The 25,831-nt window shown below is 51.2% G+C and carries 19 protein-coding genes and 1 rRNA gene; 11 read left to right on the top strand and 9 right to left on the bottom strand.

What is annotated here, in order from left to right:
* Positions 1-17 precede the first annotated feature (17 nt).
* The 5 genes from L1285_RS21470 to add all read left to right on the top strand — a co-directional run bounded on the left by L1285_RS21470 (position 18) and on the right by add (position 5,923).
* Complete coding sequence (locus L1285_RS21470) at positions 18-887, top strand: DUF2914 domain-containing protein (protein ID WP_235414269.1); 870 nt, start codon at positions 18-20, stop codon at positions 885-887.
* Positions 888-906: 19 nt separating this feature from the next.
* Positions 907-1,845 (top strand): hydroxymethylbilane synthase, encoded by a 939-nt coding sequence (hemC, locus tag L1285_RS21465; protein WP_235414268.1) that lies wholly within the window; start codon positions 907-909, stop codon positions 1,843-1,845.
* Between the two features lies 1 nt (position 1,846).
* Positions 1,847-3,646: a uroporphyrinogen-III C-methyltransferase gene (locus L1285_RS21460; RefSeq protein ID WP_235414267.1), complete on the top strand. Its 1,800-nt coding sequence runs from the start codon at positions 1,847-1,849 to the stop codon at positions 3,644-3,646.
* Entirely contained in the window at positions 3,643-4,746 is a 1,104-nt protein-coding gene (locus tag L1285_RS21455; RefSeq protein ID WP_235414266.1) for a heme biosynthesis HemY N-terminal domain-containing protein, read from the top strand. The genes L1285_RS21460 and L1285_RS21455 overlap by 4 nt, the downstream gene beginning before the upstream one ends.
* Positions 4,747-4,927: 181 nt before the next feature.
* Entirely contained in the window at positions 4,928-5,923 is a 996-nt protein-coding gene (gene add, locus L1285_RS21450) for an adenosine deaminase (protein WP_125783704.1), read from the top strand.
* Positions 5,924-5,941: 18 nt separating this feature from the next.
* On the opposite strand, the gene L1285_RS21445 is transcribed toward add, so the two are convergent.
* From L1285_RS21445 to ubiD, 3 genes are all read right to left on the bottom strand, one after another.
* Positions 5,942-6,352, bottom strand: a complete 411-nt coding sequence (locus L1285_RS21445; protein ID WP_046005859.1) for a CBS domain-containing protein — start codon at positions 6,350-6,352, stop codon at positions 5,942-5,944.
* Between the two features lie 129 nt (positions 6,353-6,481).
* Complete coding sequence (gene fre, locus L1285_RS21440; protein ID WP_235414265.1) at positions 6,482-7,195, bottom strand: NAD(P)H-flavin reductase; 714 nt, start codon at positions 7,193-7,195, stop codon at positions 6,482-6,484.
* Positions 7,196-7,339: 144 nt separating this feature from the next.
* Positions 7,340-8,812 carry a 4-hydroxy-3-polyprenylbenzoate decarboxylase gene (ubiD, locus tag L1285_RS21435; protein ID WP_046005857.1) on the bottom strand — a complete coding sequence of 491 codons (1,473 nt, stop codon included), beginning with the start codon at positions 8,810-8,812 and terminating at the stop codon, positions 7,340-7,342.
* Positions 8,813-9,063: 251 nt separating this feature from the next.
* Between ubiD and L1285_RS21430 the strand changes: the two genes are divergently transcribed.
* Positions 9,064-11,700, top strand: coding sequence for a sensor domain-containing protein (locus L1285_RS21430; RefSeq protein ID WP_235414264.1), 2,637 nt, complete (start codon positions 9,064-9,066; stop codon positions 11,698-11,700).
* On the opposite strand, the gene L1285_RS21425 is transcribed toward L1285_RS21430, so the two are convergent.
* Positions 11,697-12,482 carry a tetratricopeptide repeat protein gene (locus L1285_RS21425; protein ID WP_235414263.1) on the bottom strand — a complete coding sequence of 262 codons (786 nt, stop codon included), beginning with the start codon at positions 12,480-12,482 and terminating at the stop codon, positions 11,697-11,699. The genes L1285_RS21430 and L1285_RS21425 overlap by 4 nt on opposite strands.
* 85 nt (positions 12,483-12,567) lie before the next feature.
* On the bottom strand, positions 12,568-14,001 hold the full coding sequence (locus tag L1285_RS21420) for a M28 family peptidase (protein WP_235414262.1): 1,434 nt from the start codon (positions 13,999-14,001) through the stop codon (positions 12,568-12,570).
* A 155-nt stretch (positions 14,002-14,156) separates the two neighbouring features.
* Here L1285_RS21420 and dbpA point away from each other — a divergent pair, with 155 nt between their 5' ends.
* Positions 14,157-15,542: an ATP-dependent RNA helicase DbpA gene (dbpA, locus tag L1285_RS21415; RefSeq protein WP_209053122.1), complete on the top strand. Its 1,386-nt coding sequence runs from the start codon at positions 14,157-14,159 to the stop codon at positions 15,540-15,542.
* On the opposite strand, the gene L1285_RS21410 is transcribed toward dbpA, so the two are convergent.
* Positions 15,543-16,118: a DNA-J related domain-containing protein gene (locus L1285_RS21410; RefSeq protein WP_235414261.1), complete on the bottom strand. Its 576-nt coding sequence runs from the start codon at positions 16,116-16,118 to the stop codon at positions 15,543-15,545.
* Between the two features lie 86 nt (positions 16,119-16,204).
* Here L1285_RS21410 and L1285_RS21405 point away from each other — a divergent pair, with 86 nt between their 5' ends.
* Complete coding sequence (locus tag L1285_RS21405; protein WP_235414260.1) at positions 16,205-19,069, top strand: ATP-binding protein; 2,865 nt, start codon at positions 16,205-16,207, stop codon at positions 19,067-19,069.
* On the opposite strand, the gene L1285_RS23940 is transcribed toward L1285_RS21405, so the two are convergent.
* From L1285_RS23940 to trxA, 3 genes are all read right to left on the bottom strand, one after another.
* Entirely contained in the window at positions 19,046-20,332 is a 1,287-nt protein-coding gene (locus tag L1285_RS23940) for a methyl-accepting chemotaxis protein (protein WP_328285077.1), read from the bottom strand. The two genes, L1285_RS21405 and L1285_RS23940, sit on opposite strands and share 24 nt — an antisense overlap.
* 167 nt (positions 20,333-20,499) lie before the next feature.
* Complete coding sequence (gene rho, locus L1285_RS21395) at positions 20,500-21,759, bottom strand: transcription termination factor Rho (RefSeq protein WP_010387091.1); 1,260 nt, start codon at positions 21,757-21,759, stop codon at positions 20,500-20,502.
* 217 nt (positions 21,760-21,976) lie between these two features.
* Entirely contained in the window at positions 21,977-22,303 is a 327-nt protein-coding gene (gene trxA, locus L1285_RS21390) for a thioredoxin TrxA (RefSeq protein ID WP_010387092.1), read from the bottom strand.
* Between the two features lie 91 nt (positions 22,304-22,394).
* Here trxA and rhlB point away from each other — a divergent pair, with 91 nt between their 5' ends.
* From rhlB to L1285_RS21375, 3 genes are all read left to right on the top strand, one after another.
* On the top strand, positions 22,395-23,681 hold the full coding sequence (gene rhlB, locus L1285_RS21385; RefSeq protein WP_046005853.1) for an ATP-dependent RNA helicase RhlB: 1,287 nt from the start codon (positions 22,395-22,397) through the stop codon (positions 23,679-23,681).
* Positions 23,682-23,719: 38 nt separating this feature from the next.
* Complete coding sequence (gppA, locus tag L1285_RS21380) at positions 23,720-25,222, top strand: guanosine-5'-triphosphate,3'-diphosphate diphosphatase (RefSeq protein WP_328285075.1); 1,503 nt, start codon at positions 23,720-23,722, stop codon at positions 25,220-25,222.
* Between the two features lie 514 nt (positions 25,223-25,736).
* A 16S ribosomal RNA gene (locus L1285_RS21375) occupies positions 25,737-25,831 on the top strand; the annotation flags it as partial.

The raw sequence follows: 25,831 nt of genomic DNA, 5'->3' as shown, positions 1-25,831 counted from the left end.
CAACAGAGTGAACACCCATGACACAACGCATTGTGATTAAAACAGCGGTAACCAAAGCAAACGAAGGCCCAGCCAGGCCCGTGACCTACCAATATCACTGGCGCCGAATTGGTGCCGTTGGCAGTGTGGCGGCATGTGGCTTAGCCGCTTTGTTTTATGGGATAGTGAATTCGGTCAGTGCCGATGAGCAACCAGCCTCGGCACTGAATGACTATCAGGCGGTTGTGCAACCAGCGCCGCAACCGGATGGTGTTGAAACATCTGCGCCCGTCAGTGAGCCCGAGCCTGTTAGTGTCGCGGCATCCGCGCCCAATGAATTCGTCGCTGAGCTTGTCATCGAAGCACCACCAACTCAGGCAGTTGTGACGGCAGCTGTCGTACCGGCTGTCACCCGGGTTGAAGCAGAGCGGGACGATGAGCAAAGCAGTGACGATGTTGCACCACAGAGTGCGGATCTAACGACCGATGAGGAAGCCAGCAACGAGCCGACCAAGCGCTTTGCTGACGACGCTCAGGTAGCCAGCGTGGCCATGGCGGCACAAGTGGATACCAATCACATCAGCCGCGCAGTGCTGACCACTGAGGTGGTCAACCGCGAGCCGGTGAATGTACTCAAAGACAGCGTGGAGCAATCGGCCTTTGCAGATAAGTTGTATTTCTTTACCGAAGTACGTGGCCTGCAGGGGCAAACCATCCGCCATTTGTGGTTTCATCAGGATCAGCTGATGGCAGAGATTGACCTGGCTATCAGTGCCTACCGCCATCGCACCTATTCCAGCAAAAACATAATGCCCAGCCAAAGTGGCCAGTGGCGCATTGAAGTGATCACCGCTGATGATCAGCTGTTGGCACAAAAAACCTTTAGAATTATTGCAACCGCTCAATAGTGAGCAGACTGAGTAAAGCATGACGACGAAAAATAATGTGTTGCGTATCGCAACAAGAAAAAGTGCGCTGGCCTTGTGGCAGGCCGAATTTGTAAAAGCCGAACTGGAAAAGTTTCACGCCGACCTGACCGTCGAGCTGGTACCTATGTCGACCAAGGGGGATAAAATCCTCGATACGCCGCTGGCTAAAATTGGCGGTAAAGGCTTGTTCGTAAAAGAGCTGGAGCAGGCTATGCTGGAAGGGCGTGCGGATATCGCCGTGCACTCGATGAAAGACGTGCCGGTTGATTTCCCTGAAGGGTTGGAGCTGCACACTATTTGTGAGCGTGAAGATCCGCGCGATGCGTTTGTGTCGAACCATTATCAGGCGTTGGCTGACCTGCCGGCGGGTGCCGTGGTGGGCACCTCCAGCTTGCGTCGTCAGTGTCAGATCCGCGCAATGCGCCCGGATCTGGTGATCAAAGACTTACGTGGTAATGTGAATACCCGACTGGCGAAGCTGGATGCCGGTGAATTCGATGCCATTATTCTTGCCGCCGCAGGCCTGATCCGACTGGAAATGGCTGAGCGCATTGCCAGCTTTGTCAGCGTTGAAGACTCTCTACCGGCCAATGGCCAGGGCGCGGTTGGGATTGAGTGCCGCAGTGATGATGCACAGGTTCAGGCCTGGCTGGCCCCACTGGAGCACAGTGAAACGCGGATGAGAGTACTGGCAGAGCGTGCCATGAACCGTCGTCTGGAAGGTGGCTGTCAGGTGCCCATTGGTGCCTTTGCCGAAATTGCAGGCGAGCAGCTAACACTGCGCGGGTTGGTGGGTGCGGTTGACGGCAGCCAGATCTTACGCGGTGAACAAAGCGGTCCGGTCACGGATGCTGAACAATTGGGGATCCGCCTGGCCGAGACTTTGCTGGCACAAGGTGCGGACCAAATCCTGGCCGAGGTTTATCGGGACAACTAATGTGAAACTAGCCATCACCCGCCCGGCCGGCAAAGGAACCTTGCTGGCACAGCAGCTTGAAGCGCAGGGGGTCCAGTGTGACTGTACCCCCGTACTGGAGCTGGTAAAACTGCCTGTCAGCGAGGCCGAACTGGCACCCATTGTGGATGCCGAGCAGCTGATCTTCATTTCTCAGGATGCCGTGCACTATCTGGCACAGCATCAGCCTGATTTTTCCCCCGATTGTCAGTTTTTCGCCGTAGGCGAGCAGACCGCAGCCGCCATCGAGGCCTGTTTTGGTCGCCGTGCACGTGTGCCAAAGCAACATGACTCAGAGGGGTTGCTCGCTCTGCCTGAGCTGCAACAGGTTGAAGATAAACGAGTTGTGGTGGTCAAAGGGCGTGGCGGTCGTACCCTGATCAGTCAAATACTGAAACAGCGTGGTGCTTCGCTATCGCATTGTGTGGTGTATGAGCGGATCCCGGCTGCGACTGGTTCTGATATCTGGTTGGACCACTGGCAAAGGCAGGGTATTGACGGTATAGTGATCACCAGTAATGCGGCCATTGATGCCATTTTTAATACCCAGCAGAGCGAATTACTGAACTGGCTGAGTAGTCGCCGGTTTTATCTGGTCAGTCAACGCAGTGCTGAATACCTTCGCGAACAATACGCGATTGAAGACAAACAAATCGCCATCAGTGCAGGGGCAGATAACGATGCGTTACTGGCCTGCATTATGGATAATCAGCCCCGCCAAGGTGGAACTATGACAGAACAACAACAAAGTCACTCAGGCCCTCAGTCTTCGGGCAAGGCAGCCAAACCCGCAGCCGTTTCAGACAAAGTCAGCAAAACCGCCGTACTGGCGCTGCTGGTGGCGTTGGCATCCGGCGCCGGTGCTGCGGGTGTGTATTATCTTGGACAGCAGCAGCTGACCCAGTACCAGCAGGCTGTGGCTCAGCTTAACCGCGACAATCAGCAATTGCGCCAGGCTCTGAGTGCCAGTGAGCAAACGCTGGCTGCGCTGAATACGCAGGTGAGCCAGCGCGAACAACAAGTTGAAAAACAACTGAGTGCGCAAACTCAACAGCTGGAGCAGCGGCTGAAAAGCACATTACAGGCTGCTAAAAAACAGCTTGGCGGTGCTCAGAAAGCCGAAATCAATGCGCTGATCCGCAGCGCAGAGTTTCAGGCCAATATTCAACGTCACTATCTGGCGGCGGGGGCGACGCTCACGCGTTTGCATGATCTGGTACGTTCGCAAAGCAATACAACGGCGGTGCAAACCGCGATTGCTGCCGATCTTGCCCTGCTCAAAGCGCAGCCGAAACCTCAGCAAGAAGCGCTCTATCTGGACTTGCATGGCTATATTAGCCAGGCTGACAAATTACCGTTACAGGTGATGACCAAACCGGCGCAGCAACACAGTGAGCGCAGTGAGCTGACCGAGCAGGTGAGTGATTGGAAAGCCAATGCCTGGCGCTCCTGGCTCAAAATTCAGGATCAGTTTATTAAGGTGCGCTCGCATGATAAACCTGTCATCGATCCGCTACTGGACGGTGAAGAGCAGCAGCTTATTCGGGCCCAGCTGAGCAGTTATTTACGTCAGGCGCAGACGGCCCTGATGCAGCATCAGCAAAGTGTTTATTTCACCGCCCTGGAAGGGGCAAGCGCGACCTTAGCGCGTTATTACCGTACCCAGAACAGTGCGGTGGCGGCAATGCAAACCGGCCTGAAAGTATTACAGCAGCAAGAGTTTGCAACGCAAGGCGTGCTTGAGCTACAAACCCCGCAGGCGGTGAAGGAGTGGTTACAATGACACGCACTCTGATCTCAGTCATGGTGCTGCTGGGTGTGCTGGCGGCGGGCCACTTGCTGATCGATGAAAAAGGCTACTTACTGGTTGCGGTGAACAACTACACCATAGAAACCTCCCTGTTTGCACTCGGTGTCATACTGATTTTTGCGCTGCTGCTGGGGTCTTTGCTGTTAAACCTGGCCGGCACTTTGTGGCGGGCATTTGCCCGCAGTCGTGGCTGGTTGAAAGGCCGTAGAAGCAAGCGTCAGCAACAGGCGTTTGAAGCTGCGCTGTGGGCATGTATCAATGGCGATGACGAACAATTACAGCAGGCCCTGAGCATCGCTGATTTACCAAACCAGTGGCAGGATCAGCAGCGTGCAATGGCTGCGCGGGTTGCATTGCAGCAGCAACAGCCGGCTCAGGCATTGGCACAGTTACAGGCGATGTCTCCAGAGGCACAAGGTCAGGTGGCCAGGTTGTGGCTGGAAGCGAACCAGGGAGAACAAGCACTGTTGTTACTTGGCGCACAAATGGACGAGAAAAAAGTCTCGGACAATGTTGTGGCCAGTTACCTGGACGCTTTGCTCCAGGCTGGTAAAGGGCAGCAAGCACTGGCACTGATCCAGCAAAGACACAAACAACTGGGCTGGTCGGAATCGCGCTGGCAACAGTACCTGCATGCGTTGTTTGCCATTGACGAAAGCTCGGCACAGACCACGTTTAATGCCTTACCCAAAGCGTTGCGGCCATTGGCTGCTCCGGCACTGACTCAACAGACGCTGCGTTTGGGTCAATTTGATGCGGTGCGCGGAGACTTATTAAAATACCTGAAAAAAGGTCAGTATCAGCAGCTCGCAGAGGCCTTACAATATGCTGGCAGTTCCGATCCTGAATTACGCAAACTGATCCAGGCGGCATTGCAGAAGCAGCCGGAGCAGGCCGAGTTATTATTCAGTCTGGCGTGTCTGGCCAATGCCGAAGGAGAGCATGAACTGGCGGCCAAGATTTTCGATACACTGGCAAAATCGCCGTGGCAGGCACTGTGGCAGCAGCAGGCAGAGCAGGCTTATGCCAAAACCAGGCAGTTTGATAAAGCCTACCTGTTGGCTACGCAGTAACCTCAAGAGATTTATAAAAAAACCGGTCGCCCGACCGGTTTTTTTGTGCCAATTTTCCCTGCCAATTGACCTGGCATTGAAGGGGTTTGGGTTTAATTTGTCACTTTGCGGATATTTGTCCTTGAATCTACACTTAGGCTGCGTATGATCTGAAAAATTTTATCTGCAATCCGGGTGTCCTATGATCAATACCAAATTACCTTTACTTGATTTACATCGCCACTTAGACGGTAACGTCCGTGCTGAGACCATACTGGACCTCGGTCAGAAGTTTAATATGCCATTGCCTGCGCTGGATGTAGAAGGTCTGAGGCCTCACGTCCAGGTCATTGACAATGCACCTAACCTGATGGCCTTTCTGGCAAAGCTGGACTGGGGCGTTAAGGTATTGGGAGATTATGATGCCTGTCGCCGTATTGCCGTAGAAAATGTCGAAGACGCCATGGCGCAAAACATGGATTACACTGAGCTGCGTTTTAGCCCGTATTACATGGCCAAAACCCATAACCTGCATCCGCAGGGCGTGGTGGAAGCCGTGGTCGACGGGATCAAAGCCGCAACGCGCGGGCAGGATATCCAGGTGAATCTGATTGGCATTATGTCGCGCACCTTTGGCGTTGAAAAATGCCAGTATGAACTGGATGCCTTGCTGGCGTTTAAAAACGATTTGGTCGCGGTCGATTTGGCCGGGGATGAAATCGGCTTCCCGGGTGCCTTGTTTATCGATCACTTCAAGCAAGTACGCGATGCGTATCTGGGTGCCACTATCCATGCCGGAGAAGCGGAAGGTGCCAGCAGTATCTGGCAGGCGATCAACGAGCTCGGCGCAACGCGCATTGGCCATGGCGTAAAAGCCATCGAAGATCCTAAACTGATGGATTATCTGCGCGATAATCGCATTGGTATTGAATCTTGCCTGACCAGCAACTTACAGACCAGCACAGTGGCAAGCATAGAAACACACCCGCTTAAACAGTTCCTGGACCACGGTATTCTGGCCACAATCAACACCGATGATCCGGCAGTACAAGGGGTCGAGCTGGACAACGAGTTTGAAAAAGCGGCGCCACTGGCAGGCCTCAGTGAGTCAGATATTCTTCAGGCGCAAAAGAATGCGATTGAAATTGCCTTCTTAAGTGATTCAGACAAGCAGGCGCTGTTGCAAAAATACGCCTAACCCTGCGCGTTAAGCTGCTCAGTGTGCTGAGCAGCTTAAGTAATTCTCTTTCAGTGCACTGAGCACCTGGCTGCGGGTTACAACCGCAATTACCTTGTCATTTTCGATGACCGGATAAATTTTAGGTTTGTCCTGTTGCATCTGTGTAGCCAGGTCGACCACAGTCGTGGTTTGACTGACCGACAGAGTCTCTGTGCGCATGAGCTGACCAACCGCAGTGGCACCATCACAGAAGTAACTACTTTGCAGTAACGGCGTCAGTAATTGTTGCTCAGAAATAAAGCCCACCAGTTTACCTTCGCTATTTTGCACCGGTGCGCCGAAGAGGGCGAACTTTTCGAGCTGAGCAATGGCGTCGGTGATTTCGGTCTCGGGTGTGATCAGCGGAAACTGGGTCGACATGATGTCTGCGATAAATTGTTTAGCCATATGAGTTCTCCTGTTAAGTGACAGAGTCAGTATGGATAAAGGCAATTGATTTTTAAAATGGATTAATTATATCTCAGCGATTGGTTTTATGAATTGATGCGCGATCTGGCAACCGCGCATCACAGTGCATTACTTGATAAATGCAAATGCATCCGCGAACATAAATTCGCGCTGGGCGCCGTGGGTGATGAAGTCATCACGCACAATGCCAATCATGTCAAAGCGACCCGCCATGTAAACACTGTATGGCTCCAAAGACACAATGTCTTTCATCACCGCCTGGTGCACGTAACCGGTATGGCCCGTCCAGGCCTCTGAGGCATGTTCTACCACAGGAATAAACTGGAAGTTGGCTCTGCTGTTTGCCCAGGCTTCCATTTCCGCTTTGGCATACAAGGCAGATTCTTCTTTCACACCCCAGTAAAACAGTACCGGCTGATCGTAGTTAATTTCAGCCAGGTGGTCGGCCATGGATTTGACGTAAGAAAATCCGGTACCGCCCGCCAGTAAAACCAGCGGTCTTGCCTGCTCAGGACGAACCTGAGAGACACCCAGACCCACTTCCAGGTCTACCTGAGTCTGGCTGGTGTGTGCCGCTTTTAAATGATCCAGCGCCTGCATTGCGTAAGAATCGGCGCCCGAAGCGCCAATATGCAGCTCTAGGGCGTTTTTCTTTGACGGGCTGCTTGCGATTGAGAAAGCGCGTTTGTCTTTTTCACCCAGTACTAATTGCAGGTAATGGCCAGCGGCAAATTCGGCATCCTGCTCCGGTGTTAAGACAACTTTAGATACGTATTCAGTCAGTGGCGAAATCTCGGCCACGGTGGCTTTAAGTACTTGCATTTTTTACCTTAGAAAATAAGCACGGTGGTGAAAGTGTGTGCACTTTAGCACACTCACGTTTACCCTGTAACCGCTTTCACACCGAGACAGACAGATTCCGGCATGATGCATTGCGACATGCCAGAAAAAAGTCTGTCAGATTGATTATGGCTTCATGATTTTGAGGCTGTCCCAGATGTCATCTACGCGTTGCTTGGTTGCCTCATCCATCACAATGGGCTCGCCCCACTCACGGTCGGTTTCACCCGGCCATTTGTTGGTGGCATCCATCCCCATTTTAGAGCCAAGGCCCGATACCGGCGACGCAAAGTCGAGGTAATCAATCGGCGTATTTTCTATCATAGTGGTGTCTCTGGCGGGGTCCATCCGCGTAGTGATTGCCCAGATCACATCGTTCCAGTCTCTGGCATTGACGTCATCATCGCAGACAATCACAAACTTGGTGTACATAAACTGACGCAGGAAGGACCATACGCCCAGCATCACACGTTTGGCGTGGCCCGGATATTGTTTCTTCATCGTCACCACCGCCATGCGGTAAGAGCAGCCTTCTGGTGGCAGGTAGAAATCGACAATTTCAGGAAATTGCTTTTGCAATATGGGCACGAACACTTCGTTCAGTGCAACGCCCAAAATAGCTGGCTCATCGGGTGGTCGGCCGGTGTAGGTGCTGTGATAAATGGGATTTTCACGATGTGTGATATGGGTCACCGTCATGACCGGGAAGTCATCGACTTCATTATAATAACCAGTGTGATCGCCATAAGGGCCTTCCGGTGCTGTCTCGCCCGGTTGAATGTAGCCTTCGAGAATGATCTCTGCAGTGGCCGGCACCTGAAGGTCATTAGAAATAGACTTTACAACCTCGGTTTTACTGCCCCGCAGCAGACCTGCAAAGGCATACTCGCTGAGGGTATCGGGCACCGGCGTTACTGCGCCCAGGATGGTGGCCGGATCGGCGCCGAGTGCAACCGACACGGGATACGGTTCGCCCGGGTTTTGCTGGCACCACTCCTGAAAATCCAGTGCCCCGCCACGGTGCGACAACCAGCGCATAATGATCTTGTTTTTGCCGAGTAGCTGCTGACGATAAATGCCCAGATTCTGACGTTTTTTATGGGGTCCACGGGTGACCGTCAGGCCCCAGGTGATCAACGGCGCGGCATCACCGGGCCAGCAATGTTGAATGGGCAGGCGGGTGAGATCCACCTCATCCCCTTGCAATACCACTTGCTGGCAGGGGGCTTTTTTCAGCTCCTTAGTTGGCATATTGAGCACTTGCTTAAACACCGGGATCTGGCCAAGCGCTTCTTTGATGCCTTTCGGGGGCTCTGGCTCTTTCAAAAATGCCAGCAGTTTACCGACTTCGCGTAATTCGCCGACATCATCCTGGCCCATGCCCATCGCCACTCGTTTGGGGGTGCCGAACAAGTTGGCCAGCACCGGCATATCAAAGCCTATGGGATTTTCAAACAGGATGGCAGGTCCCCCGGCGCGCAATGTACGATCGGCAATTTCGGTCATTTCCAGTTTGGTGGAAATGGGCTGGCTGACCCGCACCAGCTCACCCTGTTTTTCCAGCAGGGCAATAAATTCTCTCAAATCTTTATATTTCATCACTATCTTGGGCTACTCAGAGTTGATGGCGCTAGTATAACAAGTCGCCAGAGGTAGAACAGGTATTTACGTTCGCCGTGCCCGTCTGGTTTACCCGGAGACACTGAGTGTGCATTGCAACTTTATTAACTACTATTATGCTAACAGTAGAATTAATTGATTCGGCGCAATAGTCCTTAGTCCTCATATATCTTTGCTTTTGGCTTTCAGTTATAGTCGGACGCATTGCGCAGTATTTGTTTGGAGGCGGCTTGAAAATAACAACCATAGTAGCCAGCTCATGTATTGCCATTTGGACCTCATTGTTTGCAATGGACAGCGAGGCGGCGTCCTCTTTGCCAATGAGTGCATTTGAGCAACACAGTGCGGTAATGCTGATCATTGAGCCCAAATCTGGCGACATCGTCCAGGCCAATGAGGCGGCGGCACTGTTTTATGGCTATGACAAAACACAGCTGGAAACCATGCAGATCCAGCAGATCAATCAGTTTTCAGCCCAGCAGGTTGAGCAGGAGCGCATGTCTGCGCTCAGTGAAGGCCGCAACTACTTTATCTTTCAGCATCAGCTTGCCAATGATGAAGTGCGTACTGTGAGTGTTTATTCGGCGCCGTTCCGTGGTGCGCAAGACCAGCCTTTGTTGCTATCGGTGATCCAGGACATCAGCACACAGCGCAGCCTGGAGCAAGACTTATGGCATTATCAGTCGAATCTGGAGCAACAAGTGGCGCTGCAAACCGCAGAGCTGAAAGACGCCAACACAGTGCAGCTTGTTTTGCTTGGCAGTGTGATAGCGATCCTGGCCGGGTCCATTTTGGTGCTGGTGATGTTTACGCTGCGCCTGCGCCGTGCCAAGCGTCGCACAGAGCTGCAGAAAAACCGCTTCAGTGCCATCTTCAACGCCATTGGCGATTACCTTATCTATACCAACGCAAGCAATGTGGTGGCTTCGGCCAATCAGGCTGCGCTGCGCGATTTAGGCGCTATTCAGGGGCGCCCGATGACGTTTGTGCTTGAGGGTTGCTCCTGCCTCGAAGCACTTGGTGCAGAACCCATTGAGTGCCGGGTGATACTGGCCGGTCAGCAACGGGATGTTGAGATCAGCAAAACGCCGGTGCTGGATGGTGCCGGTACACAAAGTGGCTCGATTTATCTTATTCAGGACATCAGCAAGCGCCTGGCGGACGAAAAAGAGCAGCGTCTTGCCAGCACGGTATTTGCAACCACCAGTGAAGGCGTGCTGGTCTCTAATCGCGACAATCAAATTCAAATGGTTAACCAGGCTTTTACCGATATTACCGGTTTTTCGGCTGAAGAGGTGCTGGGAAATACGCCGTCGATTTTTAATTCAGGCCGCCATGATGCTGCCTATTTTGCTCAGCTGTATGACGCGCTGAGTGCGCGTGGGCACTGGGAAGGCGAGATCTGGAACAAGCGTAAAAACGGCGAAGTATACCCAAGCTGGTTGCAGGTCTCCGCGGTATTTGATGCGTCCGGCGAAATCGATATGTATGTCGCGCTGTTCAACGACATTACCTCGCGTAAGCGCAATGAGCAATTAATGTGGCAGCAGGCCAACTTTGACAACCTCACCGGGCTTGCCAACCGTCATCATTATCACACTAAGTTTGACCTGGCCCTGGCTCAGGCCAAGCAAAAGCAAACCCGTCTGGCGGTGTGTTTTATCGACCTGGACCGCTTTAAGGCAGTAAATGATACGCTGGGCCACCATATTGGTGATCAGCTGCTAGTTGAAGCGGCCAATCGGATCCGTGAGTGCACCCGCAATTCAGACACGGTGGCGCGCCTGGGCGGTGATGAGTTTGCGCTCTTGCTACCAGATATGGCCAAGATCAGCGACATGGAAAAGCTGGCAAGCAAAGTCCTGCATGTACTGAGCGAGCCGTTTTTTCTCGAAGGCCATGAAGCATTTGTGTCTGGCAGCATGGGGATCACCTTTTATCCCGATGATGGTGCCGATCGCAAAGTGCTGCTCAGAAATGCCGACAGTGCCATGTATAAGTCAAAAGACCATGGCCGAAATTGTTTTCAGTTCTTTACCTCTGCCATGCACGAACATGCCAAAGCACGCAGTGCGCTGGAAGGGGCGCTGCATCGTGCGCTGACAAATCGTGAGCTTTACCTCGCATATCAGCCCATTGTTGGTCAGCAACGGCTGGGGTGCGAAGCGTTACTGCGTTGGCACAACCCTCAGCTTGGGCAGGTGTCACCGGCTGATTTTGTGCCCATCTGCGAGGAACTTGGGCTGATCATCACCATCGGCGAGTGGGTATTGTATCAGGCCTGTGCGCAGGCCAAATCCTGGATCACACAAACCGGTCAGTCTTTGTTTGTGTCGGTGAATGTGTCGAGCACACAGTTTAAGCGCCAGGATATTGCCAGTCTGGTGGCCAAAGTGCTCAAGGAAACCGGATTGGCGGCCGAGGCATTGACACTGGAGATCACCGAAACTGTACTGGCAGATAACTCGGGCCATATTCAGCGTCAGCTGGAGACTTTGCGTGCAATGGGGGTGGGTCTGGCCATTGATGATTTTGGCACCGGGTATTCGTCTTTGAGTTATCTGAAGCGCTTCCCGCTTTCGAAATTGAAAATAGACCGCGCCTTCATCCGTGATTTACCTGACGATGAGGAAGACAGGGCACTGGTGAGTGCCATCATTTCCATGGCTGGCCAGCTTCATCTAACTGTGATTGCTGAAGGGGTTGAAACACCCGCCCAGCTGGCGTTTTTACAGGAACTGGGCTGCGATTATACGCAAGGCTTTTTGCATGCCAAACCCGGTGACGCAGCGCAATTCGAAGCCTTTATCCGCGATTATAACGCGCTGCCAGATACGGCGGCTGAGTCAACTAGTCTGGCGCGTTAGTCACAAGCTGTATTACCCGGACACAGCGTATCGAGCAGTGTCAGGGCTTTGTGATTGCCATGTGCGGCGGCCTGGCGCAGCAAGGCTATTGCCTGTGCAGGGTCGGCCTCGCCACCTTCGCCCTCAAGCAGCATAGTGGCCAGATTGTATTGCCCCCAATGATCATCCTTATGTACCGCCGCAGCAAAGGCCTCTCGCGCTTCGGATAGTTCACCCACTTGATAGTGGGCAATGCCACGCTGATTGTCTGGTGAAAGCCGGTATTTTGCCACCGGCACGTGCAGACGGGGAAGTGCTCTTTGCTTGACGATGCCGCCCATCACATAAATATCATTAGGTCGGTGGATGGCGTAGATTGCGTTACGCGCAAAGTAATCCGTCAGTGCGGCTCTTGGCCACTCAATGGGGTCTGGGTCGAAATAGTTGTCGATCATCAGGTTGTCCAACTGAATGGCGCGCTTTATATCTCGTTTGCGCCCATAGGTATAGCGTCCTTGTTTAACCGTGATCGTATCTTCGCTGGTAGCAATGACCTGGGTGATGCGAAACTGGGCCTGGTAGACTCTGTTTGCATCGAAGCGCCCGAGGTCGATTAAGATCAGATCATCTGTTTGTGGGTCGAGTAACAGGCGCTGATATTGGGCCGTCTGCTGCACCTGTTGCTGCCAGAAATACGCGATGATACCCAGCAAACAAGTTATCATCAGGCCGTGTTTAAAGCGGATCAGAAAGCGGCTGATGATGTCATGAGACACAAACAGTCCGGCGATGAGTTTATTCAAAGTCACTCCCTGTGGTTGGAACTGGCACCAAACCTGTCAGGTTGGTGCCGGTTTGGCAGAGTCCGTCGCGCCAATAAAGCGACGATTACTTACCCTGCATTCGGGTTTTGCCGTTCGCTGCCATCAACGCAAAGACGGCATAGGCGGCGGTATTTTGCTTGAGTTTATCCGGGTCGACTTTATCCAGCGTGTCGTCGGCCGTGTGGTGATAATCAAAGTAGTCAGTACCATCCTGATGGAGATCGAAAATCGGCGCAGAGGTCAGGTTATTTAATGGGATCAGATCCGGACCACCGCGCGCGCGGTTGGCACCAATATATTTGATACCTAGCGGTTTCAGCTGCTCAGCAATGGCGCGTACCAGTGGCAGAGAAGCGGCGTTCACATTGGACTCAAAGGCATATACCACGTCGGCACCAAAGTCGGATTCGGCAGCGGCAACAATCTGCGTCAGATTGTCCTGATGGCGTTTAAAGTAAGCTTTTGCTCCCCATAATCCCAGCTCCTCGGCGGCAAACAGCACTACCCGGATGCTGCGCTTGGGGCGGGTCACAGACGCAATGTGCTTGGCCGCCGCCATGGTCAGCGCCATACCGGCCCCGTCGTCCAGCGCACCTGTGCCCAGATCCCAGGAATCATGATGGCTGCCAAGCAGCACGTATTGGTCCGGATGTTCCGAGCCGGTGATTTCGCCGATCACGTTAAAGCTGGTGCCTTCACCCAAATCTTCGGTCTGAATATTGATTTCGACCTGCGGGGTGTGACCATGTTTGAGCAAGCGTGCGATTTGATCGGCGTCCGGGTTTGCAATGGCGGTCGTTGGAATTTTTGTTACCTGATCATCGTAATGACTGCCGCCGGTGTGAGCAAAGCGGTGATGGGCGGTACTGACCGAGCGCATCATGTAGGCAATGGCGCCTTTTTTGGCGGCTTCTACGGCGCCCTTATTACGTGCCTGAACGGCCGGGCCGTAGCCGTTGCCATCGATATCCCGGTTCATTCTGTAGTTGATAAAAGCAATTTTACCTTTCAGGCTGCCCGGCGGCGCGGCTTTGAGTTCGTCGAATGTTTCAAACAATACAACCTCGCCACGCAGACCCTGCTCGGGTGTACTGATACTGTTGCCCAGCGCGGTGATATGCAGAGGCTGTTCACTGGGGGCGATCAGTTTCGCCGATTCGTGATAGCGGCGCCATTCAGGGAAGGTCGCGGCTTCCAGCCAGACTTTGTCAAAACCCAAGCGCTTAAGGTGTTTTTCTGCCCAGGCCACCGTTAACTTGTCATTTTCTGTACCAGGCAGGCGCGGGCCAATCTCTGTTGTCAGCGACTCCAGTAACTGCCAGCTTAAATCACTCTGGCTCGCCAGTGTGCGCACTTTAGCGACGTCTTCGAGTTGTGTTTGCGTGAATTCCTGCGCCTGTGCAACCGCACTGACGGTTAATGCACACAGTGGTAACAGCCAGTGTTTGGCAGCGCTGCTTAGCCTGCTAAAAGGCGTAAAGCGTATCATCTGATCCATAGTAACCCTTGGTAATTTATATCGCCTGAGATTGTCGCAACAATTGCTGCTAAATTAAACTGTTTCGGGGTGAACGGGCGTTTTTGCTTACTGAAGTGACGGCGCTATGCGGGATTTGCTAAACTTGGCGGATTAAGTTCATCCGAGGTAATAGTGTGACTCAGTCGTTTAATCAAGTGCCATTGGCCCGCCATCTGCAAACTGGTTTACAACAAGCCGGTTTTACCACCATGACACCCATTCAGGCGCAGGCATTGCCCGCCATTATTGCCCGCCAGGATGTGATTGCTCAGGCAAAAACCGGGTCGGGTAAGACATTGGCCTTTAGCCTTGGCTTGCTCAATAAACTGGTGGCCGAAGAGCAGGTGATCCAAAGCTTAGTGCTGGCGCCCACCCGCGAGCTGGCGCAACAGGTCGCTACAGAGATCCGCAAGCTGGCGCGTAGCATGCAAAATATCAAGGTACTCACAGTGTGTGGAGGTGAGCCCATCGGGCCGCAGATCAGCTCTCTGGAGCATGGTGCGCACGTTGTGGTTGGCACACCGGGTCGGATTGAAGAACACTTGTATAAGGGCACGCTTGACCTGACTCAGGTGCAAACCTGGGTCCTGGATGAAGCCGATCAAATGCTGGCCATGGGCTTTGTTGAAGCGCTCGAAAATATCGCAATTTATCTGCCGCCGGAGCGTCAGACATTGATGTTCAGCGCCACCTATCAGCAGGACATCGAAGCGCTGACACAGCAGTTTATGCGTGAACCTGTAATGGTCAAAGGAGAAGAAGAGACCCTTAACAGGCAGATCAAACAGCAGTTTTTTGCCCTCAAAAACAACAAACTGAGATTTAACACACTGCGCCTGTTATTGCAGCATTACAAGCCGGTCAGCTGTATTGCCTTTTGCAATACCAAAGTTGAGACCAAGAAGCTGTACAGTGAACTCAAAAGCTGTGGCGTCAATGTGGTGACTCTGCATGGCGATCTGGACCAGGCCGAGCGGGTGCGTGCATTGATCCGTTTTGCCAATAAAAGTGCTTCGGTGTTGGTGGCCACCGATGTCGCGGCACGGGGTCTGGATATCGAAGATGTAGATATGGTGGTTAACTATCATATGGCGCTGGATCCACAAACGCACGTGCACCGGGTGGGTCGTACCGGGCGCGGTGGCAAGAAGGGACTCGCCTGTTCGCTATATGGCGAAAATGAGGCCTTTAAAGTTGCCAAACTGGGTGAAATCTACGAGCAAACGTTTGAACCGGCAACGCCACCACCTTTGAGCCTGCTCGACAAGCCGGTCTTTAAACCCCCAATGGTTACCTTGCAGGTCGATGGTGGTAAAAAAGACAAGCTGCGCGCCGGGGACATTGTCGGATGTCTGACGTCGGAGCAAGGGATAGGTGCCAGCCTGATTGGCAATATCGATTTACTGGACCATCAGGCGTTTGTCGCCGTGGCCAGAGAAGGTGTCAAACCGGCACTCAGAAAACTGCAGGAGAGCAAGCTCAAGGGGCGTAAATTTAAAGCCAAGCGGATGAGCCTGTAGTTATTCTTCCGCATGGGCATAGTACTTAAGTTGTTCGTATTCGTGTTGCAGCTGCACAAACGCTGAACTCTCCCCTTGTTGGTCCGGGTGGGCTGCAAAAGCCAGCGTGCGCCAGCGCTTACTCAGTTGGCGCCGTGAATACGGATTGGGCAGTTGCCACTTCTGTATTAATTCGTTGTGCTGCTGTGGTGCCAGGGTGGGTACTTTCAGATAGCGTTGCCAAAACTGACCCAGCAGCGCGTTCACTTCCTCTTTGCTGGTATCATAGTTGCACCAATCTAAATAATATTCTCTGAGCGGATCCCGGGTTTGTAATGCAGACGGAAGGGACTGCTCACTCAGGCGGATATCCATTGCCTCAACCTGAAGATAATAGCCTTGCTCAGCAACCTCTTGTTGCAGTTGATACAGGGCATTCATCAACAAAAAATTACGCTTAAAGAGGTCTTTATCCGGGTCGCTGTCCAGCGTTGGCAGGCCGATTTCGGCATCCAGGGTGGCTGCCAGCCGGTGTAGCTGCGTGGCACGCTCACGGGTGATTATCCTAAATGTGGCATCAAGGAGGGGGTTCAACATTGTTCCGCCTGTAAACATAGTGTATCTTCTTTGTTCAATTCTTATTTTTTGACGCGTTGATTGCAAGTAATACGGGGCAGGCAGGGATGATAAAGGGTTTTAAGTGGGCTGTGACCACAGTGCTAATAGTGGGTATATGGTCACCGCTGGGCCATGCTGATACGTCTGCCGCCAAACCAGCGATTGCGTCGCAAATTGACGCGTTATCAGAGCTGCCAAACTGGCAGGAGCAAGTGCTCAGTGCTGAGCGCTTGTTACAGCACAATGAACTCGGCCCCGTGCAACGTGCCGCCACCCTGACAGCGATCGGAAAAATTGCCCTGGAGAGCGCACGCTACGACATGGCGATCCGCTATTTTGAACAACTTGAATCCTCAAGTCGCAGCGAGCAGTTGTCTGACAGCTTGTATCATGCACTTAAGATGCAAGGGATCAGCGCCTTCTACCAGGGAGACTATGCCGCGTCGGTGACCGACTATCAGCAGGCGCTGAGTGTGGCAGAGCAAAGAGATAACCCCATTGAGCGCGCGGATATCCATAATAATCTGGGGATGTCATTTATCCAGATCCACGACTTAGAAGCGTCACTGGAGCATTATCTGGCTGCATACATGTTGTATGAACAACACGGTAACGAGCAAGACAGAGCTGACATGTTATTGAATCTGGCCGGGGTGTATATTCGCCAGTTTCGCTATGACAAAGCAGAAGAGTTACTCAAGCGCGCGATGACCTTGTTTGAGCGCCTGGGAGATCAGTATGGTGTAGCGCTGGCGCAGGGGAACCTGGGTGTCATTTATACTGAGTCAAACCGTCCTGAGCTGGCGCGCGTCGCGGTAAAAGCCGCCGTAGAATACTATCACAGCATCAATGATACGCGCCATCTGGCATTCGAATACGTCAATATGGCAAAACTCAGCCTGCTGCTTCGCGATTACATCACGGCGGGGCAGGAAGTGAACTTTGCCATGTACTATGCCGAAAAGGCCGACAATCAGGCTGGCGTCATGCATGCTTTGCACCCAACGGCCAGGCTACAGTTAATGCGTGGTGATATCAGCGGAGCCGAAGTGAGTATCGAACGGGGTTTAACGCTAACCCGTACGCTGGGAGACAGACTCAGGGAGCGTGAATTTCTGCATTTGCTGGCATTGGTGCAGGCGGCCACTGGCAAGATGCAGGCTGCGGCAGAAACGCTGGATCACTACCGGGACTTACAGTTTTCTTTGCTAAATGAAGGTCTGATCACTCGCCTGAATAAATACCAAAGCAAGTTTGAAGAAAGTCAGTTAAGCCAGGAGCTGGCAAAGATGAAGCAAGCGCAGGAGCTGCAAAAGTTGCAAGACGAGCAGCGCAATCAGTTGCTGTGGATGAGTGGCTTGATCTTGTGTCTGACCTTGATTTCTGTGTTTGCCTTTTATCATCGCGCGAACGAGCGGCGGGCGAAAATTGAACTCAGCAAAAAAGTGGCGCAGCGCACCGCACAGTTACAACAGAGCGCGGATGAGTTACGTAATGCCAACCAGGTGAAGAGCCAGTTTTTGGCTAATATCAGCCATGAAATTCGCACCCCGTTGACGGCTATTTTGGGCCATGCGGAGAGTTTGCAGCAAGACTATGCACATGATGCTCACCTGATGTCCTCTCTGGCGGTGGTGGCACGTCAGGGCAATCATCTTAAGGATCTCATCAGCGATGTACTGGACTTGAGTAAAATTGAAGCGCAGCGATTTGAGCTGGAATACACCGAGTTTACCATCGAGAATTTACTGGCGGATGTCTGCGATATGTTCCAGCGTCCCTGCATGGAAAAATCGCTTGCCTTACTGGTCGAAAATGACTTGCCCACACCCTACCTGGTGCGGCTTGACTATGTGCGGCTGAAACAGATCTTAATTAACCTGCTCAGCAATGCGGTGAAGTTCACTCACCAGGGGCAGGTTGAGCTGCTCATCAGACAACATGACGATGGCCTGATTTTTATCGTCCGGGACAGCGGTATTGGCATGTCTCAGTCCCAGGTGGCACGGATTTTTGAGTGTTTCCAGCAAGGAGACAATAGCATCACCCGCCGTTTTGGCGGCTCAGGATTAGGACTCAGTCTGTCACAGCATCTAGCTAAAATGATGGGAGGAGAGATCTCGGTACACAGTGAAGTGGATAAGGGCAGCCAGTTTACGCTGTTAGTGCCTTGTGCACGCTTAAGTCAGGGCAGTGAAACAGGCGAAGAGGCTCACAGGGTTGACGATGCTCTGCTACCGGCCTCAGAAATACGCTTATCCGGCACTGTGTTGCTGGCCGAAGATCATGATGATAATCGTGCTCTGATCGTCCGTATGCTTCAGAGAATGGGTCTGGAAGTGGATGCGGTCAGCAATGGACGACAAGCGGTGGAGCGCTGTCTCAGCGCCTACCCGGATGTGGTGTTGATGGACATTCAGATGCCCCAGATGGATGGCCTGGAAGCGCTACAATTACTGCGCCAGGCAGGCTTTGAAGGTGACGTTTATGCACTGACGGCCAATGTGATGGAGCATGAAATCAAAGATTATCTGGCCCAGGGCTTCAGTGGGCACCTGAGCAAACCGATTAACCGCGAGCTGTTATATCAGACGCTTGCCAAGTCTTTACGCCATACCAGTGATTCACAGGCACTGGACCTGGCGATCGATATGAGTGACCTCAAACAGAGCTTTGCACAAACGCTGGAACAAGAGCGCTATAAGCTGATTGATCTGTGGCAGGAGCAGGACTGGCAAGCCCTGCAGCATCATTGCCACAAATTGAATGGCGCAGCGAGTATGTTCGAGTTTGTGCATATCGCCGATGTCGCCTCGCAATTTGAAACAGCGCTGAAGCAACAACAAACCGCACTGTATCAGGACTTGTTTCTGATCTTGTGTGATGAACTCAAGGTGTGCAGTTATTCAGAACAATTCGATGTCACCTAATTCACTGTGCTGGTCAGGCTGTGTAGTGTGGCCTGGTTTCGACACCGCCTTCGACTCTGTATCATAGTTGTAGCGACTGGTGTCGGTGCGGTGGGACATATCCAGTTCAGGTCGCTGGGCTGTAAAAATTGACAGCTTTTCATGAATGCTTGCGGCCAGGTTAATCAGATCGCTGCTCGATACGGCCTGGATCTTAGAGGCAGATAGTGCATCCGAGTTGAGTTCAACCATAGACTCAATGCTCGATTGTGCTTCGTCTGAGACCGCCTTTTGCCGGCTGACCTGGTCGTGAATACTGTGTGACATCGCATTTATTTCAATCATGGCGCCTTCTATCTGGTCGACTTCTTTGGTGGAGGCTTCTGATAAACTGACCGTTTTATCGGTTTCTTCCAGTGCAGTGAGCATCAGTGCATGGGCACTGTCTGTGCCGGCCTGAATTTTATTGACCATGGTCCGTACTTCCTGCGTTGACTGACTGGTGCGTGCGGCCAGGCTGCGTACTTCGTCGGCGACCACGGCAAAGCCCCGGCCTTGCTCACCTGCCCGAGCTGCCTCAATAGCGGCATTGAGCGCCAGTAAGTTGGTCTGATCAGCAATGGCATTAATCACATCAATGACGGAACTAATGGCGTCGCTGTCTGCTTTCAGTGCCGCAATTTGTTCACTGGTGGCCTGAATATTCGTCGCCAGCGTCATCAGGCTTTGCTGGCTGCGGTCAGTATCAATACGTGTTTTTTTGACCGCCTGTGTGGCGTTTTCGACTGAGCTGTAAATTTTCTCCAGGCTGTCATCCAGCTCTCTTGATACCGTCAGCATATGATTGATGGCCGTGGCGAGATCCGCACCGTGGGCATGCTGTATGGTGGCCTTTTGTGTCATTGAGGCATAGGTATCGCGCAGGTTGTCGGCCATAGGGGTCAGACGGGAAGAAGACGCATAGACTTCGCCAATAATGTGTTCCATCATGGCCATACTGGCATTAATGGCCAGGCACGCTTTAGGCAGCGTTTTGTCCTGTTCGTCAAAACGAAAGGTGAGGTCTATGGTGTCCTGGTGATGTAGTGCGCTGACAAAGCTTTGTAAATAGGCACCCTTTTCTTGTTTTTTATCTAGCCACACGGTGATCAGCACAGACGCAACCAGCATCATGGTGATTAAAGTGGCAGTGACAGTCAGGGGGAGAGAAAAGATGGCGGTACAGACCAGCACGGCGGCTATGTTCACTGTCGTCACGGCCATGGCACTGGCTACTAAACGCATGGGTATGGGTTCCTTTATCGGACTTGCAGGATAAGGAGCGAGTCCTTATTCGCGTTCCAATGTCTTTTACGTATCCTTTTATATATAGAACACACCCTTGAGAGTTCCAAGCAACGAGTGCATAAAAAAAGCCTGCATAAGCAGGCTTTTTCTGTTCAAGCGATTGGTTATTTACGCTTCATCGAGTCAAAGAACTCGTTATTGGTTTTGCACATTGACAGCTTGTCGATCAGGAATTCCATTGCATCGATTTCGCTCATCTCATGGACAATTTTGCGCAAGATCCACATTTTTTGCAGCTCATCTGGTTTTGTGAGCAGTTCTTCACGGCGCGTACCTGAACGGTTAAAGTCAATGGCCGGGAAGACACGCTTTTCAGCAATCTTACGGTTTAAGTGCAGTTCCATGTTACCGGTACCCTTAAACTCTTCGTAAATAACTTCATCCATTTTAGAGCCCGTGTCGATCAGGGCTGTAGCGATGATAGTCAGGCTGCCGCCTTCTTCTACGTTACGTGCAGCACCGAAGAAGCGCTTTGGCTTGTGCAGTGCGTTAGCGTCGACACCACCTGTCAGTACTTTACCAGACGATGGGATCACTGTGTTGTAGGCACGAGCAAGACGCGTGATAGAGTCCAGCAAAATGATGACGTCTTTTTTGTGCTCAACCAAACGTTTCGCTTTTTCGATGACCATTTCTGCAACCTGCACGTGGCGGCTTGCTGGCTCATCGAACGTTGAGGCGACTACTTCACCTTGTACCAGGCGCTGCATTTCTGTTACTTCTTCCGGACGCTCGTCGATCAGCAGTACCATCAGTGTTGCATCTGGGTTGTTGTAAGAAATAGACTGTGCAATGTTTTGCAGCAGCATGGTTTTACCGGCTTTAGGTGGTGCAACAATCAGTGCACGTTGACCTTTACCGATTGGAGAAGCCAGGTCCAGAACACGCGCAGTGATGTCTTCTGTACTGCCGTTACCACGTTCCATCACCATACGTTCGTTGGCGTGAATTGGCGTCAGGTTCTCGAACAGGATCTTAGTTCTGGAGTTTTCTGGCTTATCGAAGTTAACTTCGTTTACTTTCAGCAGCGCAAAGTAACGCTCACCATCTTTTGGTGGGCGGATCAGACCGCTGATGCTGTCGCCTGTACGCAGGCTAAAACGTCTGATCTGGCTGGGCGAAACATAAATGTCATCCGGGCCTGCCAGGTAGGAGGCTTCTGATGAGCGTAAAAAGCCGAAGCCATCCTGAAGAATTTCCAGCACGCCGCCGCCATAAATGTTTTCGCCGCTTTTAGCGTGCGCTTTCAAGATGGCGAAGATGATGTCTTGTTTTCTCAGACGGGCAACGTTCTCGAGCCCCATAGACTCGGCAAGTTTTACAAGCTCATTGATTGACTTGTCTTTCAGTTCGCGTAAATGCATATTGGTGGGTTCTTTATTTAAAAGTTGTTCTCTCGTGGTACGAGGGATTGAATTGAAATTGCTTTAGGTTAGTGGCTCTATAAGTTAGCAGCTAGGGGAGCAGTCGTCCAGTCTTTATACAAATTTAATCAGGCAGGCCAAAATGGCGCTACCTGATGTCTTTAGACTGTGACTGATTGGCGACCAGCGTATGCCGGTGCCATTAATCAGTGATCAGTTAGATGTTGTTCTCAAGGAACTCAATCAATTGTGTTTTTGACAATGCGCCAACTTTGGTTGCTGCTACAGCACCGTCTTTGAACAGAAGCAGAGTTGGGATGCCACGAATACCGAACTTAGGCGGTGTTAGCGAGTTTTGGTCGATATTAAGCTTAGCTACGGTCGCGCGACCTTCGAACTCGTCTGCAATTTCGTCCAGGATAGGGGCGATCATCTTACAAGGACCACACCACTCAGCCCAGAAATCTACCAGTACAGGGGTATCCGACTTAAGCACGTCTGCTTCGAAGCTGTCATCAGTTAGTTGAATAATTTTGTCGCTCATTGCGCTCTCCGTTAGAATTAGGTCAATTATTTAATGCGTATTTAAACACTCTTGTTTCTTATTGCAAGTTTAAACGTTATGCTTAATTGCTATGACTAAGACACATTTGACCAATAAAAAATTTATCGACTTTGCTTTAGCGCCGGAAGTGGTCGCCGGTTTGACAGCGAGTGGCTTCGAATACTGTACGCCAATCCAAGCAAAGTGCATGCCCTACATTAGTGAGGGCAGAGACATTGCCGGTCAGGCTCAGACAGGAACAGGTAAAACGCTCGCGTTTTTAACTGCGACTTGCCATAGACTGTTGCAAAGCCAATCTGACGCTCAGGTTGCCGGTCAGCCACGTGCATTGATCATGGCACCGACACGAGAGCTTGCGATCCAAATCCACAAAGACGCACAAATATTGGCGCCGGCGTGTGGGTTAAAGCTTGGCTTAGTATATGGTGGCGAAGAATACGAAAAACAACGGTCGCAGTTAGAAAAAGGGGTGGATATCCTAATCGGCACGACCGGACGCCTGATCGATTTCTATAAACAAGGTGCCTATAACCTTAATAACATTGAAGTTGTTGTACTGGATGAAGCGGATCGCATGTTTGATTTGGGCTTCATTAAAGATATTCGTTATATGTTCAATCGTATGCCGGATACCCAGCAACGTCTGAACCTGCTGTTTTCTGCAACCTTGTCTTATCGCGTGCAGGAATTGGCTTTTGAACACATGCACAACCCTATTCATGTGCAGATAGAGCCGGATGTAAAAACAGGCAAACGGATCAAAGAAGAATTGTTCCATCCCTCGCAAGAGGACAAAATTCCTTTACTGCTCACCCTGATTGAGGAAGAGTGGCCAGACAAAGCCATTGTATTTGCCAATACTAAGCATAGTTGTGAAAACGTCTATGAGTGGCTGAAAAATGATGGACACCGGGTGGGACTGCTAACCGGTGATGTGAATCAGAAAAAACGTTTGTCGATTTTGTCTAGGTTTACTAAAGGTGAGTTAGATCTGCTCGTTGCGACGGATGTTGCAGCGCGGGGCTTACATATCCCTGAAGTGAGTCATGTGCTCAATTTTGATTTACCAGACGATTGCGAAGATTACGTGCATCGTATCGGTCGTACTGGCCGAGCGGGTGCATCAGGGCATGCAATTAGCTTTGCCTGTGAGCAATATGCTTACAACTTACATGAGATTGAAGAATACATTGACCATGCAATTCCGGTTTCTCACTACGATAAGTCAGCATTACTGGATGATATAAAAGCGCCAGCCAGACAACAAAGGCGCAGAAATCCATCCGGTCAGCGCGGTAATCGCAGCGGTAATAACCGCCGACAAGGTAGTTACCAAAAATCGCGCCCGCGCAGCTAGCCGGGCGTTTTGGTAGAGGTAAATAGAGGTTAGTGAGCGTGGTTCAGAAATCTCCACACGAAAATGTGTATGCGGTGATTGATTTAGGATCAAACAGCTTCCATATGCTGATCGCAAAACATATGGCCGGCGGCGTGCATACAATCGGGCGAGTAAAACGTAAAGTACGCCTGGCCGCAGGCCTGGATGAGCAAAACCTGCTGAGTGAAGAAGCGATGCAGCGAGGTTGGGAGTGTTTATCTTTGTTTGCCGAACGGCTTCAGGATATTCCGGCCGGAAATATTCGTATTGTCGCGACTGCAACTTTGCGTCTGGCGACCAATGCCAATGTGTTTAAGCTTAGAGCAGAGGAAATTCTTGGTCATCCTATCTCTATTATTAGTGGTGAAGAAGAAGCGCGCTCTATTTACAAAGGCGTTGCACATACCTCCGCATGTCAGGGGCGACAACTTGTTGTCGATATAGGTGGTGCAAGTACAGAAATAGTCATTGGCCAAGGTTTTGAAGCGCACTTATACCACAGTCTGAATATGGGGTGTGTTACCTACTTGGAGCGTTACTTCTCTGATGGCGCACTGAGTGAGGCAAATTTTGCTGCGGCCACAGCGGCTGCGCATAGTGTCGTTGCACCTTTCACAACACAATACAAAACTGCCGGGTGGGAGCTGGCGATTGGCGCATCCGGCACGGTACAGGCTATTCAGGAGATCTTTGCTGCGCTTGGCTTAGATGAATTGCTGACTCTGGACAAGCTTCAGGCAATTCGCAAGCAGGCAATCCAGTTCAAAAGCATAGAGCAGCTTGAGCTACCGGGATTAAGCGAAGAGCGCCGCCTGGTATTTGTATCCGGGTTGGCGATATTGATAGCGCTTTTTGAAGCATTACAGATTGAGCGAATGGGTCTGGCTGGCGGTGCATTACGTGAGGGTGTCCTATATAGCATGATTGATCAACTCAATCAGGCTGATATTCGTAAACGGACGCTTGATGGTTTTATGTCGCGATATCATGTTGACACTAGCCAGGCGGCACGTGTTTTTGAGATATGTAAAATACTACTGAAGCAGCTCGAAGCTCCGATGCAGTTTGACTTTCAAAATGCCTGTGACTTATTGAGCGCAGCTGCATCTATGCACGAGATTGGCCTGGTCGTTGATTACAAGTCTTATCACCAGCACAGTGCCTACATTTTGAAGCACACAGGCATGCCGGGATATTCGCGAGTACAAAAGCAGATGGTAGTCGCTTTAGTCGGTAATCACCGACTTGATGTCGAAGAAAGTTTGCTTTCTCAGTTTGGTAATCATCAAGGGTTGATTGAGTTGCTTGTCAGGATACTCCGGGTTGCAGTGATTTTATCAATGCGCCGTCAAGATGATGTACTACCTGATCTCTATATTACGGCAACCGAGCCTGAAACACTGACCCTGACTTTACCAGGAGATTGGCTACATGAGCATCCATTGATGCGAAGTGAGCTGGAGTCAGAGGCCGGGTATCAGGAAAAAGCCGGTTGGATATTGAAAATTGAGCGCGATTAAGCGCTCTTTTTGTACATAAAGTATCAAAAACCCCCGCTTTGCTGTAATTTTGTCCGAACGCGCCGTTTTTCTCACTTTTCTTCAAAAAAGGGGTTGCGCTGAGTTTCGATTTCCCTATAATGCGCATCCACCGACACGGGGCACAACGCTGAAAAGCAACGAGCCAACGAGTTGGGAGTCAAATAAAACTTGATTCTGAATCTTTTCAAAATTAAGTGTTGACATAAAATGGGAAGTGATTAGAATGCACAACCCTCAGCGCTAACAGCGCAGCGACATTAAGTCGCACTGTTCTTTAAAAATATGAAGCAATCATCTGTGTGGGCACTCGTACAGATTGAGTTCTAACAGCCGATTTTAGTTTTACTGAATGACGCACAAAAATTTAGAGTCTCAACTGAACTGAGTGACTAACATAGTCAATTCGTTTTGATTTTACTTTTTTAAAAGTAGAAACAGACAAAATCAGAATTCATTGAGCATGGTTTGAAGTTTACTTCAAACAAAAAACTTTTAATTGAAGAGTTTGATCATGGCTCAGATTGAACGCTGGCGGCAGGCCTAACACATGCAAGTCGAGCGGTAACATTTCTAGCTTGCTAGAAGATG

The sequence above is a fragment of the Pseudoalteromonas sp. DL2-H2.2 genome (assembly GCF_021532535.1).
In the GTDB taxonomy this organism is placed as follows: domain Bacteria; phylum Pseudomonadota; class Gammaproteobacteria; order Enterobacterales; family Alteromonadaceae; genus Pseudoalteromonas; species Pseudoalteromonas rubra_A.
The sequence above is the reverse complement of the archived record's forward strand: the minus strand, read 5'-3'. Positions and strand labels throughout refer to the sequence as shown.

Coding starts and splice junctions, on each gene's coding strand:
- rhlB (WP_046005853.1), top strand. CDS start 22,395: ATGACTAAGACACATTTGACCAATAAAAAATTTATCGACTTTGCTTTA.
- trxA (WP_010387092.1), bottom strand. CDS start 22,303: ATGAGCGACAAAATTATTCAACTAACTGATGACAGCTTCGAAGCAGAC.
- rho (WP_010387091.1), bottom strand. CDS start 21,759: ATGCATTTACGCGAACTGAAAGACAAGTCAATCAATGAGCTTGTAAAA.
- fre (WP_235414265.1), bottom strand. CDS start 7,195: ATGCAAGTACTTAAAGCCACCGTGGCCGAGATTTCGCCACTGACTGAA.
- add (WP_125783704.1), top strand. CDS start 4,928: ATGATCAATACCAAATTACCTTTACTTGATTTACATCGCCACTTAGAC.
- L1285_RS23940 (WP_328285077.1), bottom strand. CDS start 20,332: ATGCGTTTAGTAGCCAGTGCCATGGCCGTGACGACAGTGAACATAGCC.
- L1285_RS21470 (WP_235414269.1), top strand. CDS start 18: ATGACACAACGCATTGTGATTAAAACAGCGGTAACCAAAGCAAACGAA.
- L1285_RS21410 (WP_235414261.1), bottom strand. CDS start 16,118: ATGTTGAACCCCCTCCTTGATGCCACATTTAGGATAATCACCCGTGAG.
- L1285_RS21445 (WP_046005859.1), bottom strand. CDS start 6,352: ATGGCTAAACAATTTATCGCAGACATCATGTCGACCCAGTTTCCGCTG.
- L1285_RS21455 (WP_235414266.1), top strand. CDS start 3,643: ATGACACGCACTCTGATCTCAGTCATGGTGCTGCTGGGTGTGCTGGCG.
- L1285_RS21420 (WP_235414262.1), bottom strand. CDS start 14,001: ATGGATCAGATGATACGCTTTACGCCTTTTAGCAGGCTAAGCAGCGCT.
- ubiD (WP_046005857.1), bottom strand. CDS start 8,812: ATGAAATATAAAGATTTGAGAGAATTTATTGCCCTGCTGGAAAAACAG.
- L1285_RS21405 (WP_235414260.1), top strand. CDS start 16,205: ATGATAAAGGGTTTTAAGTGGGCTGTGACCACAGTGCTAATAGTGGGT.
- hemC (WP_235414268.1), top strand. CDS start 907: ATGACGACGAAAAATAATGTGTTGCGTATCGCAACAAGAAAAAGTGCG.